This is a genomic window from Williamsia sp., from assembly GCF_016462415.1.
GTDB lineage: Bacteria > Actinomycetota > Actinomycetes > Mycobacteriales > Mycobacteriaceae > Williamsia_A.
In genome coordinates, this window is sequence record NZ_JAEMTF010000024.1 from 9,283 (window position 1) to 25,434 (window position 16,152).

The 16,152-nt window shown below is 69.7% G+C and carries 16 protein-coding genes and 1 pseudogene; 8 read left to right on the forward strand and 9 right to left on the reverse strand.

Translation table 11 applies throughout. From position 1 onward, the window contains the following. The 4 genes and pseudogenes from JHC79_RS08395 to JHC79_RS08410 form a co-directional block, all read left to right on the forward strand. Nucleotides 1–321, forward strand: a pseudogene (locus JHC79_RS08395) (ArsA family ATPase); the annotation flags it as partial. A 79-nt stretch (nt 322–400) separates the two neighbouring features. Continuing rightward, nucleotides 401–763 (forward strand): hypothetical protein, encoded by a 363-nt coding sequence (locus tag JHC79_RS08400; RefSeq protein WP_296389706.1) that lies wholly within the window; start codon nt 401–403, stop codon nt 761–763. Continuing rightward, nucleotides 760–1,740, forward strand: a complete 981-nt coding sequence (locus JHC79_RS08405) for an ROK family protein (RefSeq protein ID WP_296389707.1) — start codon at nt 760–762, stop codon at nt 1,738–1,740. The genes JHC79_RS08400 and JHC79_RS08405 overlap by 4 nt, the downstream gene beginning before the upstream one ends. A 51-nt stretch (nt 1,741–1,791) precedes the next feature. After that, nucleotides 1,792–2,523 carry a lysophospholipid acyltransferase family protein gene (locus JHC79_RS08410; RefSeq protein WP_296389708.1) on the forward strand — a complete coding sequence of 244 codons (732 nt, stop codon included), beginning with the start codon at nt 1,792–1,794 and terminating at the stop codon, nt 2,521–2,523. Here the strand turns inward: JHC79_RS08410 and JHC79_RS08415 are convergent. Continuing rightward, nucleotides 2,450–3,766: a glycosyltransferase 87 family protein gene (locus JHC79_RS08415; protein ID WP_296389709.1), complete on the reverse strand. Its 1,317-nt coding sequence runs from the start codon at nt 3,764–3,766 to the stop codon at nt 2,450–2,452. The two genes, JHC79_RS08410 and JHC79_RS08415, sit on opposite strands and share 74 nt — an antisense overlap. A gap of 29 nt (nt 3,767–3,795) precedes the next feature. Between JHC79_RS08415 and JHC79_RS08420 the strand changes: the two genes are divergently transcribed. Next, nucleotides 3,796–4,278, forward strand: coding sequence for a polyadenylate-specific 3'-exoribonuclease AS (locus JHC79_RS08420; RefSeq protein ID WP_296389710.1), 483 nt, complete (start codon nt 3,796–3,798; stop codon nt 4,276–4,278). A gap of 51 nt (nt 4,279–4,329) precedes the next feature. Continuing rightward, nucleotides 4,330–5,730 carry a class II 3-deoxy-7-phosphoheptulonate synthase gene (locus JHC79_RS08425; RefSeq protein ID WP_296389711.1) on the forward strand — a complete coding sequence of 467 codons (1,401 nt, stop codon included), beginning with the start codon at nt 4,330–4,332 and terminating at the stop codon, nt 5,728–5,730. Between the two features lie 105 nt (nt 5,731–5,835). Here the strand turns inward: JHC79_RS08425 and JHC79_RS08430 are convergent, their stop codons facing one another. Next, nucleotides 5,836–7,092: a protein kinase gene (locus JHC79_RS08430; protein ID WP_296389712.1), complete on the reverse strand. Its 1,257-nt coding sequence runs from the start codon at nt 7,090–7,092 to the stop codon at nt 5,836–5,838. Nucleotides 7,093–7,181: 89 nt separating this feature from the next. Between JHC79_RS08430 and JHC79_RS08435 the strand changes: the two genes are divergently transcribed. Further along, the gene (locus tag JHC79_RS08435) at nt 7,182–7,547 is read left to right on the forward strand and encodes an Rv2175c family DNA-binding protein (RefSeq protein WP_188490127.1); all 366 of its coding nucleotides are present in this window, start codon (nt 7,182–7,184) and stop codon (nt 7,545–7,547) included. Here the strand turns inward: JHC79_RS08435 and JHC79_RS08440 are convergent. Genes JHC79_RS08440 through JHC79_RS08460 form a run of 5 tightly spaced genes read right to left on the reverse strand, consistent with a single transcriptional unit; the run spans nt 7,544 to nt 13,170 of the window. Next, nucleotides 7,544–7,978, reverse strand: a complete 435-nt coding sequence (locus JHC79_RS08440; protein WP_296389713.1) for a hypothetical protein — start codon at nt 7,976–7,978, stop codon at nt 7,544–7,546. The genes JHC79_RS08435 and JHC79_RS08440 overlap by 4 nt on opposite strands. Next, nucleotides 7,975–8,904, reverse strand: a complete 930-nt coding sequence (locus JHC79_RS08445) for a phytoene/squalene synthase family protein (protein WP_296389714.1) — start codon at nt 8,902–8,904, stop codon at nt 7,975–7,977. The genes JHC79_RS08440 and JHC79_RS08445 overlap by 4 nt, the downstream gene beginning before the upstream one ends. Continuing rightward, nucleotides 8,901–10,472, reverse strand: coding sequence for an alpha-(1->6)-mannopyranosyltransferase A (locus JHC79_RS08450; protein WP_296389715.1), 1,572 nt, complete (start codon nt 10,470–10,472; stop codon nt 8,901–8,903). Before JHC79_RS08450 ends, JHC79_RS08445 begins: the two co-directional genes overlap by 4 nt. Nucleotides 10,473–10,492: 20 nt before the next feature. Next, complete coding sequence (gene crtI / locus JHC79_RS08455; RefSeq protein WP_296389716.1) at nt 10,493–12,052, reverse strand: phytoene desaturase family protein; 1,560 nt, start codon at nt 12,050–12,052, stop codon at nt 10,493–10,495. After that, nucleotides 12,049–13,170: a polyprenyl synthetase family protein gene (locus tag JHC79_RS08460; protein ID WP_296389717.1), complete on the reverse strand. Its 1,122-nt coding sequence runs from the start codon at nt 13,168–13,170 to the stop codon at nt 12,049–12,051. Before JHC79_RS08460 ends, crtI begins: the two co-directional genes overlap by 4 nt. A gap of 157 nt (nt 13,171–13,327) precedes the next feature. On the opposite strand from JHC79_RS08460, the gene metF reads away from it, so the two are divergent. Then, the gene (gene metF, locus JHC79_RS08465) at nt 13,328–14,260 is read left to right on the forward strand and encodes a methylenetetrahydrofolate reductase [NAD(P)H] (RefSeq protein WP_296389744.1); all 933 of its coding nucleotides are present in this window, start codon (nt 13,328–13,330) and stop codon (nt 14,258–14,260) included. Here metF and JHC79_RS08470 read toward each other — a convergent pair. Both JHC79_RS08470 and JHC79_RS08475 read right to left on the reverse strand, forming a co-directional pair. Then, a complete protein-coding gene (locus JHC79_RS08470) occupies nt 14,225–15,415 on the reverse strand; it encodes a glycosyltransferase (protein WP_296389718.1) in 1,191 nt (396 codons plus the stop codon). The genes metF and JHC79_RS08470 overlap by 36 nt on opposite strands. A 5-nt stretch (nt 15,416–15,420) precedes the next feature. Then, nucleotides 15,421–16,146, reverse strand: coding sequence for a DUF3153 domain-containing protein (locus JHC79_RS08475; protein ID WP_296389719.1), 726 nt, complete (start codon nt 16,144–16,146; stop codon nt 15,421–15,423). Nucleotides 16,147–16,152 lie beyond the last annotated feature (6 nt).

Here is a 16,152-nt window from a genome sequence, read left to right on the forward strand (position 1 = left end):
GTCGACGTCACCGATGCGCCCGGCCCGCCGGTGGGTTCGCGCGCCGCCGAGGTGGACCTGGTCTCCGGCTCGGGGTTGTCCGCGGTGTATCGCCTCCGGTGGCGACAGCCGCTGCCGGATCCGCGCACCCTCGCACTGGGACGTTCCGGGGACGATCTGCTGGTGACCCTCAGCGGCTTCCGGCACCGTGTCCCGTTGCCCTCGGTGCTGCGCCGGTGCTCGGTGCGGGACGCGCGATGGGAGGATGGGATGCTGAACATCCGATTCCAGCCCGATCCGCGGGTCTGGCCCCGCCACGAGCCCGAGGTCGGCGGGGAGTAGGGCGCCGTCGAGCGCCGGAGTCGAGACGCCTGTGAGCAGGCACGACGAGATGACGACAGCGATCGGGAGGGGAGTGATGATGTCCGACAGTGCCGGGGGCACCACCTCCGACCCGGATCCGGTGCGCACGCTCGTCCTCGGACTCCTCGAGCGGGTCGAACAGTTCGCCACCACCGTGATCAGCGACCGCGATCCGCGTGAGGGTGGCTCCGGTGACCTCGGACCCGCCATCCGCGCGACCGTCGACACGGTGATCACCGAGATCGGTGAGTTCGTCAACAACCTGATCGCGGCGATCATCGCGGTGCTCGAGGCCATCTCGGCTGCGCTCGACGAGGCGATGGGTGCGCGCGCTCGTACGGCCCCGGGGCATCCGACCCGCCCGGCCACCGGATTCCAACCCATCGCGGTCGAGGTGGAGATGGGCGAGCCGCAGTTGTGAACAACTCCCACACGATCGGGATCGACATCGGCGGCACGAGCATCCGTGCCGCGGTGGTCGACGCCCGCGGCGAGATCCTCGACAAGGTGCGGGCGCAGACCCCGCCCACCGCGCAGGCACTGGAGAAGTGCCTGGACCGACTGGTCGCCGAACTCCGTTCGCGATGGTCGGTCGAGGCGGTCGGCCTTGCGGTGGCGGGATTCCTGACGCCGGACCGGTCGGTGATCCGGTTCTCCCCGCACCTGCCCTGGCGTGAGGTCGCGGCGGGCGCGGAGATGAGTGCGCGGATCGGGCTGCCGGTCTCGCTCGAACACGACGCCAACGCGGCCGCGGTGGCCGAGCGCCGTTTCGGGGCGGCGGGCGGCGGCCACAACACCCTCGTGTTGGCCATCGGTACCGGCATCGGGGCCGGACTCCTGCTCGAGGGGAAGTTGTACCGCGGTAGCCACGGCGTGGCGCCGGAACTGGGTCACCTGTGCGTCGTCCCCGGTGGACGCGTGTGCTCGTGCGGCAAGTTCGGCTGTTGGGAGCGGTATTGCAGCGGCACCGCTCTCGTGGACAGCGTGGTCGAACTGGTCGCCGACGGCACCTACCGGTCGAGCCAGCTGGCGCGTGAGACCGCCGAGGACCCCGGTTCGCTGACCGGGCGGCGCGTCGCCGCGGCGGCAGGCGACGGTGACCCGGTCGGAGTGGCCGCGGTCGCCGAGTTCGCGCGGTGGCTCGGTCAGGGGCTGGCCATGATCGGTGACATCTTCGATCCCGACCTGATCGTGTTGGCCGGCGGCGTCGGCGCGTCGAGCGGTCTGTTCCTCGACGAGGCGCGCGATCACTACGGCGCGATGCTCACCGGATCCGGACACCGGCGGCTCGCGCGGATCCGTGGAACGCAGCTCGGCGAGGCGGCCGGCATGATCGGCGCGGCCGACATTGCGCGCAGTGATCTGCGCAGGGTGCCCGCGCCGACCGCCGGTGGGTAGAGTCACACGAGAAATGCGTTGGCACATCGGGTCGATCGGAGTTGCTGGGCTATGTGGTACTGGCTGTTCAAGTACGTTCTGTTGGGCCCGATCCTGAACCTGGTCGGTCGGCCCCGCGTCGAGGGCCTGGAGAACCTCCCCGAGAACGGCCCGGCCATCCTGGCCAGCAACCACCTCGCCGTCGTCGACAGCTTCTATCTGCCGATGGCGAGTCCGCGTCGTATCTACTTCCTCGCCAAGAGCGAGTACTTCACCGGAACCGGTCTCAAGGGTCGGTTCCAGAAGTGGTTCTTCACCGCCGTGGGACAGATCCCGATCGACCGATCTGGTGCGGATGCGGCCGAGAACGCCCTGATATCCGCCCGTCGCAAGCTCGAGTCGGGCGAGCTGATGGGGATGTACCCGGAGGGCACGCGCTCGCCCGACGGTCGGTTGTTCAAGGGCAAGACGGGCCTGGCCCGGATCGCGATGGAGACCGGCGTGCCGGTCATCCCGGTGGCGATGATCAACACCGACAAGCTCAACCCGCCGGGGACCACGTTCCCGCGCCCCACGAAGATCACCGTCCGGATCGGCAAGCCGCTGGACTTCTCCCGCTACGAGGGCATGAACGGAAACCGTTTCATCGAGCGAGCGGTGACCGACGAGATCATGTACGAGCTCATGCGCCTGAGCGGCCAGAAGTACGTCGACCTCTACGCCGCCAGCCTCAAGAAGGCTGCAGAGGGGACCGCGGAGCCGGTCGTCGAACCCGGGTCGACCCGGGCCGAGCCCGCCGCCTGACGGTGTCGCGACCCACCACGGTGATGGTGACGAGGACCGCCAGGCCCCACAGGCAGTAGGCGTTCCCCGCCACGGCGTCGAGCGCGTCCCAGACCGCCGGGCGTCGGGGCAGGAACTGGAACGGTCCGACCGCGAACGCCAACACGCCGGTCACCGCGAGGGTGCCGTAGCACCGGCGCACCGTCCGGTCGGGGGAGCGCACCGCCACGACCGCCAGCGCCAGCACGGCCGGTAGTGACCACACCCAGTGATGGGCCCACGAGGTGGGCGAGACCAGGAGCGCCCACACCGCCGTCACCGTCACCGGGAGGACGTCGCCGCCGAGCGGCGCGCAGCGTCGGATCGCGACGACCGCGAGCACCGTCAGCGCCACGACGGCCGCCGCCCACAGCAAGTGCTCGGTGTGCCCCGACCCGCCGAAGAGTCGGACGAGGAAGCCGTTGACGCTCTGGTTGTTCCCGCCGGACAGATCGCCGATCCGATCGGTGTGGAACACGGTGTGCGTCCAGTAGCGGACCGAGTCGGCCGGGGCCCACACCGTCGCGACGGCGGCGAGCCCGACGAACGCGCCGACCGCCCGCAGGGCCGCGCGCCACTCGCCACGGACCAGCAGGATCAGCACGAACGCCATCGGGGTCAACTTGATCGCCGCTGCGACGCCGATGAGCACGCCGCGCCACGGTGAATCGCGGGGAAGGAGCAACAGGTCGATCGCGACCAACGCCATCAGCACCACGTTGACCTGTCCATAGCCCAGGGTCATCCAGAACGGGTTGAGCCACAGCGCGCCGGTGGCGACCACGAGCGCGATCCAGAGGCGGTTGTCGGGGGTGCCGACGGAGAGTCGGACCAGGACGAGCCGCGCGATGACCACGGTCAGGACGACTGTCGACAACGTGATGGCGACACCGGCGATCGCCAGCGGGACCGTGCTGAACGGGAGGAACATCAACGCCGCGAACGGCGGATAGGTGAACGGCAGCCAGATGCCGTCGGTGGTGAACGGCATCGACCCCGACGCGTAGAGCGAACCGCCGTTGCGCCACACCTGCGCGCCCATGCGGTAGACGTCGATGTCGATCCGGTCGAATGCCGGGAACGTCCGGGTGAACGGCAGACCGATCGTGTGGCCGATCGCGGTCAGCGTGAACGCGACGAGGATGAGGCCCATCAGACGTCGCGAGGGACGCCACGCGGCCAACCCCGCGTCGGCCCTCTCGACGCGGTCGGTGAGGGCGGTCATCGATCCACCTGAACGCATAGGGTCTGAGTGTGCGCTACTTCTACGATTCCGAGTTCATCGAGGACGGTCAGACCATCGAACTGGTGTCGATAGGGGTGGTCGCCGAGGACGGTCGGGAGTTCTACGCGGTGTCCTCGGAGTTCGACCCCGCACGTGCTGGGGGCTGGGTGAGATCTCATGTCCTGCCACAATTGCCGTCGCCGTCGTCGAAAGCCTGGCGGTCCAGGCGACAGATACGTGACGATCTGCTGAACTTTCTCACCGCCGGTGATGGCGAGATCGAGTTGTGGGCGTGGATCGGCGCGTACGACCATGTGGTGCTCTGCCAGCTGTGGGGCTCGATGACGGCGCTACCGCGTCCCATCCCGCGGTTCACCCGTGAACTCAAGCAGCACTGGGAGGCCCTCGGTCGCCCGGAACTGCCCGCGCCGCCCGCCGACGCCCACGACGCGCTGGTCGACGCCCGGCACAACCTGGTGCGATGGCAGTCGATGACGGCCGCCACGAGGTGAGGCGCCGCCCGCGAATCGGACCGGGATCAGGGCAGGCACTAGGCTGTTGCGGTGGTGAACTGGACCGTAGACGTACCGATTGACGAACTCCCCGAGTTGCCGCCGTTGCCCGGCGAGTTGGCCGGACGCTTCGCCGACGCCCTCGCGCGCCCCGCGCTGCAGCAGCCGTCGTGGCCCGAGGACAAGGCGCGGGCGATGCGGACCGTGCTCGAGAGTGTCCCGCCGATCTGTATGCCCGCCGAGGTCGAGCACCTGTCCGAGCAGCTCGCGCAGGTGGCCCGCGGGGAGGCATTCCTGCTCCAGGGCGGCGACTGCGCCGAGACGTTCGTCGACAACACCGAACCGCACATCAAGGGCAACATCCGCACCCTGCTGCAGATGGCGGTGGTGCTGACCTACGGCGCGAGCATGCCGGTCGTCAAGGTCGCGCGCATCGCGGGGCAGTACGCCAAGCCGCGGTCGTCGAACACCGACGCGCTCGGGCTGCAGTCCTACCGCGGCGACATGGTCAACGGCTTCCCGCCCGACGAGGCCGTCCGCGCACACGACCCGTCACGACTGGTCCGTGCCTACGCCAACGCGAGCGCGGCGATGAACCTGGTGCGCGCCCTGACCGGCGCCGGGTTGGCCGACCTGCACAAGGTGCACGACTGGAACCGCGAGTTCGTGCGTACCTCCCCGGCCGGTGCGCGGTACGAGGCGCTCGCCGGCGAGATCGACCGCGCACTGCGCTTCATGGACGCCTGCGGCGTCAACGACTCCAACCTGTCGTCGGCCAACATCTACGCCTCGCACGAGGCGCTCGTGCTCGACTACGAGCGTGGTCTGCTGCGGCTCGCGGACAACCCGGCCGATCCCGACGGCGAGAAGGTGCTCTACGACCTCTCGGCCCACTTCCTGTGGATCGGTGAGCGGACCCGCCAGCTCGACGGTGCGCACATCGCCCTCGCGGAGCTGATCAACAACCCCATCGGGGTCAAGATCGGACCGACCACGACGCCGGAGCAGGCCGTCGAGTACGTGCACAAGCTGGACCCGAACAAGGTCGACGGCCGTCTGACACTCGTCGCCCGGATGGGCAACGGCAAGGTGCGCGATGTCCTGCCGCCCATCGTGTCCGCGGTGGAGGCGACCGGTCACAAGGTGATCTGGCAGTGCGATCCGATGCACGGCAACACCCATGAGGCGTCCACCGGCTTCAAGACTCGGCACTTTGACCGCATCGTCGACGAGGTCCAGGGCTTCTTCGAGGTGCACCGCGCACTCGGTTCGCATCCCGGTGGCGTCCACATCGAGCTCACCGGCGAGGACGTCACCGAATGTCTCGGTGGCGCGCAGGACATCTCGGACCTCGACCTCCCGGGTCGATACGAGACGGCATGCGATCCCCGTCTGAACACCCAGCAGTCGCTGGAACTGGCGTTCCTCGTCGCGGAGATGCTCCGCGGCTGAGTGACGGTCGTCGTCCACAACCGTCACGTCTGGCGATCCATCCGGACCTGTCGCCCGGATGAGGGCTGACCGGTGTTCTCTGTGGACGAGACCTGCGGTGGTGGGTCAGGCGATGGACGAGCCCAGCCACCAACCGCCTGCGGCCAGGGCGATCCCGAGGATGAACACGAGCAGGGTGAACACCTGGGCCCGGCGCCGGGAGCGGCTGCGGATCTCGTCGAAATCCCGTGACATGGCGAGCAGCGCCGGCCGCGGCCGCGCCTCGTCTGGGAAGTCGTCGCCCGCGAAATCGTCCTCTGGGAAGTCGTCGTCCCGGACGTCGTCGCGGTGCTCGAACCGCGTCGCGGTTCGCGGTGGTCCCACCGGGTCCGGATCGGCGTCCATCATGCGGGTGGCGTTGCGCGGGGTCGGGGGCAGGGGAGCAGGCGGTGGTGCGACCGGCGCGCGGCCGTTGCGGTAGGCGATGACCGTCTCGCGCTCGGCCGACCGCGTCGGCGCAGGAACGGTGAACGGGGGCAGACCGAGGTCGGCGACGATGTCGACGAGCGCGTCGAGCATGTCGTCACCGTCGGCGTAGCGCGCGTCGGGACGGCGAGCGGTCGCGGTGAGGACCAACTCGTCGAACTCACGGGGAACGCCCGGGATGAGGCGGCTCGGGGGCGGCACGTCGCGGTGGAGTCGGACGTAGGCGAGACCGAGCGCGGTGTCGCCGGTGAACGGGGTTGTTCCGGTGAGCATCTCGAAGATCAGGATGCCCATCGAGTAGATGTCGCTGCGGGCGTCGGCGTCGGCCGACTCGACCTGTTCGGGCGACAGGTAGGCGGCCGTGCCGAGGATGACGCTGTTCGAGGTGATCCCTGCGGCCGCGATCGCACGGACCAGACCGAAGTCGACGACCTTGACCTCACCGTTCTCCGAGATCAGTACGTTCTCCGGCTTCACGTCCCGGTGGACGAGGCCGTGGGCGTGGGCGGCACCGAGTCCGCCGAGAACCGGGATGGCCACCGCTGCGGCGGCATGCGGCGGCATCGGACCGCGCTCGCGCAGCAACTCGCGCAGCGTCCCGCCCTCGACGAGTTCCATCACGAGGAAGGCGTAGTCGCCGTCGACGCCCTGGTCGTAGACGGGAACCAGGCCGGGGTCCTTGAGCCGTGCCACCGACCGCGCCTCGAACTCGAAGCGGGACAGGAACTCCTGGTCGGCGCTGTACCGCGGGTCCATCACCTTGACCGCGACGGGACGGTCGAGGCGCAGGTCCATGCCGAGGTACACGCTCGACATGCCGCCACGGGCGATGAGCGCGTCGATGCGGTAGCGCCGCTCCAGGCGCGCACCGAGCAACACATCGCGGACGGCATTCATGGTTGTCAGGGTAGCGAGTGCGGCCTGCCACCTCCGACAACCGGATCCGACCCGTTGCGTAACACACCGTGCTCGGTAGTGTCATCGCTGTGGTTTCCCTGCCGATGTCCGATGACTTCCTGCCCGCCGACGAACCCGTTCTCGATGTGTCGGAGGTGTCGAAGCGTCTCCACCTGTCCGCCGGGCGGATCCGCACGATGATCGCCGAGCACCAGTTGCTCGCCGTCAACCGGTCCGGTGTGCCGATGGTGCCCGCGACCTTCCTCGACGGATCCGAGGTCACCAAGCACCTCGTCGGACTGATCGCGGTGCTGATCGACGGCGGGTTCAGCCGCAACGCCGCGATGCGGTGGCTGTTCACCGAACAGGACGACATCGGCGAGTGCCCGGCCCACGCCCTGCACGGTCACTCCGCGCGCGAGATGATCCGGCGCGCGCAGGCGCTCGCCTTCTAGGCCGGGGCCGCGGCCATCGTCCGGGACGAGGCGGCTCGGCGGACGAACTGCTGCACGAGCGCGATGATCAGGGCGACCACGCCGAGGGGAATCGCGACCAGCAGCTCCCCCCACAGTCCTGACCAGTGGGTGACGCCGACGGCGGACACCACGAACGGGACCACCACCACCGACCATGACACCCACGGCCGCATCAGCACCGCCGCGAACACCGTCGGTGCCACGACGGCCAGAGTGATCGACAGCAACGGCCACACCCCGACCAGCGAGATCAACGAGTCGTCGCACCGGACCGTCGACGGTGGGTCGTCGTAGACACCGGTTTTCCGGCACGACAGCGAGACCGACGACACCGTGGAGTCGACGGCCGACCAGGCGAGGTATGCGGCGAGCAGTGTGAGGCCCCACCATGCTGCCCGGATGACGGTCATCGTCTCCTGATGACCGCTGACATCGCGCGCCGGGCGCGACGTCGGCCGCCGACCGACACGCGACGACCCAGGATCTGATGGTCGACCGCCTCGACTTCGTCGAGGATGTCGCGGTAGAGGTCGAACGCGGCGCGGATGGCCGGTCGGCTGCGGGGCGCGATCAGCGCCACACCCGGCTCGGCGTCGCGGTAGCGTGACCGCGTGACGGCGATGCAATGCGCCAGCGCCCGAACGAGTTCCGGGGGACTGACACCGGTGCGGCGAGCCTCGCGCAGCATGTCCTCGTCGACCCCGAACGATGCCAGTTCGTCGGTGGGCAGATAGATCCGGTCGCGGTCGAGGTCCTCGCCGACATCGCGGATGAAGTTGGTCAGCTGGAACGCCTCGCCCAGCGCGCGGGCCGGCGCGACCGCCGCGACGGGGTCGGTGGTCCCCAGGATCGGCAACATCTGCAGACCGATGACCGCGGCCGAGCCGTACATGTACTCGTCGAGTTCGTCGAAGGTGCGATATCGGCTGCGGAACAACGGACTACCGGGCAGATCCATCCGCATCGACGTCATGAACGCGGAGAAGTAGTCCCGCGGGATGTCGAATCCGACGATCGCGTCGGCCACGGCGAGGATCTGGTCGTCGACGCCGTTGATGCCGTCGGCCGGTATCGACTTTCGCGGCCCGTCGGCGACCTCGAGGGCGCGCAGCAGCTGCCGGTCCATGTCGTCGACGGTGCCGACCGGATCGGGGTTGCCGGGGACATCGACCACGTCGTCGACCATGCGCGCGAATCCGTAGAGCGCGTGCACGGCGCGCCGGCGCTCCGGAGGCAACAGTCGGGTCCCGAGATAGTACGTACGGCCGTGTAGCGCGGTGGATTCACGCGCCGCCCGATATCCGCGCTCCAGGGCGGAGCCGACCTCGGGCGTCATCGAGCGCGTCCCAGCACACGCCGCAGCCGCAGCGGGTCCTCGCGGCAGAGCGACCACCCGGCCAGGGCGGCGACAACCGCGGCGAGCACGAGATCGGTGGGCTCGTACAGCAGGATCGAGTCGTCGGGTTGGAACACGATCAGCATGAACACGCACGCGCCGACGATGAGTGCGAACCACCGGCGGGCGATGGCGGCAGCCCCGGCGAACACCAGTGCCCAGCTGTAATACCAGGGCAGCGTGGACGGTTCGAGGAGCAGCACCGCGAACATGGCCACGGCCATCCCGACGACAGCGCTGCGTTCATCGCCTCGAAAACGCCACCACGTCCACACCAACGTCACGGCCAACACCACCGAGCCCACGGTCCTGCTCACCGACAGCACCGGCGCCAGCGGGATGGCCGTGAACGGTGCCACGACATAGGTGATGAGATGCGCGATCGCGGTGGGCAGGGTCAGCCAGTTGATGATCCGGTCGGCGTACCCCAGACCGTTGAGCCACCCGAACCCGTGGCCGATGAGCAGGGTGACGACACCGAACACCGCGACCGTCGTCGCCACGGTCACCGCGAAGACGCGCACGACATCACCGGGGCGGACCTCACGTCGAGCCCGGATGTGCGCCAACCAGATCCAGACGACGAACGGGATGGCGACACCCGCGGTCACCTTGATCGACACGGCGACGCCCAACACCAGCAGTCCGCTCACGTGGCGTCCGCGTAGCGCCAGTACCACCCCCGCGACCAGCACACCCGCCATCAGCATCTCGACGTGTGGACCGGCGACGAGATGGATGACGAGCATCGGGTTGAACACGACCAGCCACGCGGCGACGCGCGGGTCCCGTCCGACGTGCGCCGCGAGCCGCGGAACAGCCCAGATCGCCAGCGCCCACCCGGGCAGCATCACCAGCCGCATCAGCAGGACGCCGGGAATCGTGTGATCGCCGGTGATCTCGGTGACGCCGCGGGTGATGGCGACGAAGAACGGGCCGTACGGCGCGGTGGTGGTCGCCCAGACCTGCGCCATGCTGTCGAGCAACGGGCCGGGCTGTGAGGCCGGTCCGTCGACGTAGGGGTTCAGTCCATCGCGCAGCAGCGCTCCCTGTGCGAGGTATGCGTACACGTCGCGGCTGTAGACCGGGACCGCGACCATCAGGGGCGCCGCCCACGCGGCGGCGGCCCAGCGCAGTTCGCCGACGCCCGACATCGACGCGTCCCCGGTGTCGGGGGCATCGGTGCGCTCGGCGAGCACGACGCGACCGAGACGGACCCAGGCCACGACCATCAGCGCGACACCGATCCAGAACAGCAACGCCGACAACGACTTCCCGTGGCCGTAGGTGACCCAGGCCATCGACGCATCCTGCAACCAGGGGTTTGCCCTGGGGATGTCGCCGACGCCGAAACTGCCGAGGGTGACCAACAGCGATCCGACGAAGCCCAGGCGTGCGGCCCGCCCGACCGGGGTCGTGAGGAATGCCGCGACGCTCGCGCGACGGGTGCGCGGGACCGCGCTCTCGACACCGACCTCCATGGTGGCGATCCTAGTGCCCGACGTCACCCGGACACCTCATGCGGCACTCACCCGGTGATGCGTTCGGCCGCGAGACGGCCGGAGACCAACACCGGCGGTATGCCGACGCCGGGAACGGTCGAACTGCCCGCGAACACCACGTTGGCCGCCCCCGGCCACAGGTTCGTGGCGCGCAGCGGCCCGGTCTGGGACAGGGTGTGCGCGGCCGCGAACGGGGTGCCGGCCGACATGCCCGACGCCGCCCACACCCCGGGGTGGTCGATCCGCTCGATCCTCGCGGTCTCGGCGATGCCGCGGTAACCCCGACTCTCGAGGACCGACAGCACCTCGGCGACGTAGGGCCGGGCGAGCGCATCCCAGGGCAGATCGGCGCTGTCGAGGTTGGGGCACGGCGCGAGGACCGTCACCGATTCGCGGCCGTCGACGATGAAGTGGTCCGGGTCGGTCAGACCCGGGCGGTTGAGCAGCAGAGAAGGATCACTCATCAACCGCCCGGACCGGGCGGTCAGTTCCCGGAACGTCTCCTCCCACGCCTCGCCGAAGTCGATGGTGTGATGTCCGCCCGGCCATGCGGCACCGACCTCGGCGGGCACGGTCAGGTGTGTCACCACCGCGCTGGGGGAGTGTCGGGTCCTGCGGCGCGACCGCGTGGCGGGCACGTCTGCGAGGAGTGCGGCGGTGACCGGGGTGTCGGTGGTCACGATGACCGCGTCGCAGTTGATCTCGCAGGTGTCGGTCTGGACGGCGACCGCACGGGGCAGGCCGGGCGCGGATCGGTCGAACTCGATCCGCCGCGCGGGGTGGCCGTACAGGATGGTGCCGCCCGCAGCGGTGAACGCCTGTGCCATCACGGCGCCGATGCGACCCATCCCGCCGCGGGGGTACCAGACCCCCATACCGATGTCCATCTGCGAGATGACCGCGTAGATGGCCAGCGCGCGACTCGGGGGCACTCCGGCGTAGAGCGCCTGAAAGGTGAACGCGCGCTGCAGCCGGGTGTCGCTGATGAAGCGACCGATCGCGGGCGTGAGGTGACGAACGGCGCCCATCCGCACGAGTTGACCGACCCGGGTGCGCATCTCGGAGTTGTCGACGAAGTCGGTGAGACGGTCGAAGTTCCGGTCGATGAAGTCGTCGAACTCGACGTCGTAGAGGTGCTCGAGCCACGTACGCAGCCGGCGATATCCCTGTTCCTGGGCCGACCCGAACACCGATCCGATGGAGGACGCGAGTGCGTCGGTGTCCCGATCGACGGCGAAGTCGGTGCCGTCGGCGTACCGCAGGTGATAGGTCGGGTCCAGTGGGCTCAGGTCGAGCAGCGCGCGGGTGCTGGCGGCGGAGATACCGACCGCGGACATCGGCGCCTCGATCAACGACGGCATGGTCAGCACCGACGCGCCGGTGTCGAACAGATGCCCGCCCAACGACTCCGTGCGAACCCGACCACCCGGCGTCCGCTGCGCCTCGATCACGGTGACCTGGTGGCCCTCGCCGCGCAGGTACAGCGCGGCGGCCAGCCCCGACAACCCCGCCCCGATGACCACGACGTGGTCGGTGGGGCCGGCGACCTGACGGACGCCGGCGCGATTCGCGCTGCGGCGGCTCATCGTTGGCGTCCGGCGATGGCGGTGGCGACGGTGACGAGTTCGGCACGAGCGGACGGGTCGACCGCGGCCGCGTCGAGGGCCTCGAACGACTCGGCGACGAGCCGGTCGATGTGATCCTCGACGGAGCGCTCGGCTCCGACGTCGCGCAGGATGAACCGCGCGCGGTCGAGTTCGTCGTCGGTCAGTGGTCGTCCGATCATCGCGCGGAGTTCCGCGGCTGCTGCCGGGTCGTCGGCGTCGGCGGCCTGCAGTCCGAGTGCGAGCAGGGCGGTGCGTTTGCCCGCGACGAGGTCGTCGCCGGACGGTTTCCCGGTCTGCGCCGGGTCGCCGAACACGCCGAGGAGGTCGTCGCGCAGCTGGAATGCGATCCCCAGACCGTCACCGACGGCACCGAGCTCGTCGGAGACGGTCTCGTCGGCACCGGCGAGCGCCGCCCCCAACTGCAGCGGTCGGGCGACGGTGTAGCCGGCGGTCTTGTAGCGCATGACGCGGAAGGCGGCCTCGACCGATTCGTCACCGGATGCCTCACCGACCACGTCGAGCAACTGCCCGGCGAGGACCTCGGTGCGCATGGCGGCCCAGATCGGCTGCACCCGATCACGGATCCCGGCGGGCAGGTTCGGGCTCGCGACCACATCGTCGGCCCAGCTCAACGCGAGATCGCCGAGGAGTATGGCGGTCGACACCCCGTAGTGGCCGGCATCACCGGTCCACGTCTGATCGACATGTGCGGCCTCCAGGGCCCGATGCACCGTGGGCCGACCGCGGCGGGTGTCCGAGCGGTCGATGATGTCGTCGTGGATCAGCGCGCAGGCCTGGATCAGCTCGAGCGAGGCGCACACGGTCAGCGCCTGGAGTGCCGGCGCCCCGTCGGTGTCACCGCCCGCGCAGCGATAACCCGACCACGCGAACGTCGGTCGGACACGTTTGCCGCCGTTGAGCGTGAAGGCGGCGAGCTGGTCGACCAGCGTCGCGATGACCGGTGAGATCTCCGCGGTCGTCGCCCGGTGGGCGTCGAACATCTGGCGAAGGACGGTCTCGGCGGCGGACGGGACCCCCTGCACGCTGTCCGGCACACGAACCGCCGACGACGAGGTGATCTCCGAGGTCGGGGTCACGCGATCTCCACATGCTGCGGATGGGAGCGGGGCATTCTTCAAACCCTACCGATGGTCGGCGTCGGTCCGGTGTGGGCAGGGCGCCCACCCCGATCGTTCGATCGGCGTACGAGACGCCGCGCACCCGGTCACAGGGTGTCCGTATGCTGGCGTGGTGATCACACCGTCTGGACCACCCTCTGTCGTCTCGCAGTTGTCGCAGCCACACAGCGGTCCCGTGCCGTTCTCGGTCGAGTTCTTCCCGCCCAAGGACGAGGCCGGCGAGGAGCGACTCTGGCGTGCGGTACGGATCTTCGAACAGCTGCGTCCGGCGTTCGTGTCGATGACCTACGGCGCCGGTGGCGGTACGCGTGACCGCACCGTCCGGATCGCCGGGCAGCTGGCCCGCGACACCACACTGCTGACCGTCGCGCATCTCACCGCGGTCAACCACAGCCTCACCGAACTGCGTGCGCTGATCGGCTCGTACGCCGACCAGGGCATCACCAACATCCTCGCGCTGCGCGGCGATCCGCCGGGGAACCCGTTGGGCGAGTGGGTCAAGCATCCCGACGGCGTCGCCTACGCAGAGGAACTCGTGCGTTTCGTCGACGAGCTCGGCGACTTCCAGGTCGGGGTCGCGTCGTTCCCCGAGGGGCATCACCGCGCGCCCACCCTGGAGGACGACACCAAGTACCTGGTCGCGAAACTGCGGGCGGGTGCGGAGTACTCGATCACCCAGATGTTCTTCGACGTGGACGACTACCTGCGTCTGCGGGATCGGGTGGTCGCGGCCGACCCCGAGCAGGGCGCCAAGCCGATCATCCCGGGCATCATGCCGATCACCTCGCTGGCGTCGGTGCGCCGGATGCTCGAGCTGTCCAACTCGACGCTGCCCGCCGACGTCGACGAGCGCCTGTCGCGGGCCGCGGGTGACGACGAGGACCGCAACCGGGAGGCCGTTCGCGCGGTCGGTATCGACCTGGCCACCGAGATGTCCGAACGCCTCATCGCCGAGGGCGTGCCCGGTCTGCACTTCTGCAGCCTGAACTTCGCCCGTGCGACCACCGAGGTGCTACAGCGTCTCGGGATGGACGTCCTCGTCCCCTGATCGACCGACCGGACGTCCCTTCCAGCGCAGAGCACCCGAGCGGGTGAGCCGAGCGGAGTCGACGAGCACTGCGGCGGTGATGGTCGTCGCCGCGGGATGGCCCACAGCGGACATCACATCGGTACGGGTGATCCGCCCGGCCTCGTGTCCCCGCGCGGCCAGGCGCGACCCCGCGGCCAAGGCCAGGGCCGCTGCGCCCGGCCGCCGGGATCCGGTGGCCAGCGCGGCCACCGGCCAGACGTACCCGACCAGGGCGAGGCCGGCGACCACGAGCGCGCCTGCGGTCCCGCCGACCTCGGTGGCCAACCACCGTCGATATCCGGATCGCAGTTCGCCTGCACCGCCGTACATCCGGCAGCAAATGTCGTCGTGTCCCGCACGGACGTGCGTGGTGAACCCGGCCTGCCGGTAGGCGCGCGCGAGGTCCAGATCGTCGGTGAGACTGCCGGCCACCGCACGGTGTCCGCCGACCCGGGAGTGACGTGAGCGTGTGGTCAGCAGGAACTGCCCGTTGGCGACGGCGGTGGACGGACGCAGGTGGCGTTCGGTGATCATCAGGGGCAACAGCGCGAACCACGACCAGGACAGCAGCGGCTGGACGAGGGCCTCCGCCGCCGAACCGGAGAGCTGTTGCGGCCACACCGACAGCAGTCCCGGCGAGCGCCGGGTGCCCGCGTCGTCCAGCGCGGCGAACGCGTGCACCGCCCGGGCCAGCGCGTCCGGGCCGAGGCGGACGTCGGCGTCGACGAAGCACAGGTGGGTCTCGGTGGGTGGCAGGGTCTCGGTGAGCCGGTGCAGGGCCCACGCCTTGCCCGTCCACCCCGGCGGCGGTGGTGTCGCCGCGCCGGACACGAGCGTGATGCGGTCGTCGTCGTCGATGGCCGCGCGTGCGCGCTCGGCGGTGTCGTCGGTCGAACCGTCGTCGTAGACGATCACCCGGAGGTCGGGCACGCCGCGTTGCGCGCGCAGATCGGCGATCAGGTCGCCGATCCGGGGGCCCTCGTCGCGGGCGGGAACGCACACCACGAGTTGTCCGGAGATCGCAGCGGAGGCGGCGGGCAGCCCGCGGAAACGTCGCGTGTTGACCAGGGCCATGAACGCGTTGAGGGCACTGAGCCCGAGCGAGAACCGGGTGAGGACGGTCCCCACCGTCACGGGCGTCAGCTTCGCCGGGCCGGTGCCCCGGGGCGGGGTGAGGTGTCGCGGGCGAGGTAGGCGATACCGCCGACGACCAGGACGACGGCCAGCGTCAGCCCGGCCAGCACCCAGGTCCAGTCACCGAACGCGGCGGTCCCCGGATCGGCGTAGGTCGCCTCCGCGGTCAGGTCACTGACCTTGCCCGCCTCCGGTTTCCAGGTCACGGTGTCGTCGGACGACTGGGTTCCGTTGGTCGCGCTGATGCCGCCTGCGAACTGCACCGTCAGCTCCAGCAGGTCTTGTCCCGGGGTGAGGCTCGCGAGGTCGGCGTTGCCGCGGAACCGGACCACGTCGCCGCTGCGCTTGGTGGTGAGCTGCAGGCTCACCGCGGAGTTCGGGTAGGCCTCGAGCAGCAGGTCGCCGAGCTGATTGAACTGGCCGACGGGCAGGGCGGTGTAGGTGACGCGGGTACCGACCATGCCGTTCTCGTCGTAGGCCGCGGCGACGACACTGCCGGCCATGGACTGCGGGACCTCGATCTGCGGGCCCTTGGTCGACTGCCCCTGCCCGGTCGACTTCTCCGCCACGACCAGATCGCCCCAGAGCCGGTCGCCGACGTAGGGGGAGCGGTCCATACATGAGCTCAGCGCCACCGTGCACAGAGCCGCGATCAGCGCCGCGAGCACGACCCGCAGCCCACGGTGTGTCGATGGTGAGCGCTTCTGCGACGCCGATCTCATTCCCAGCACACGCAC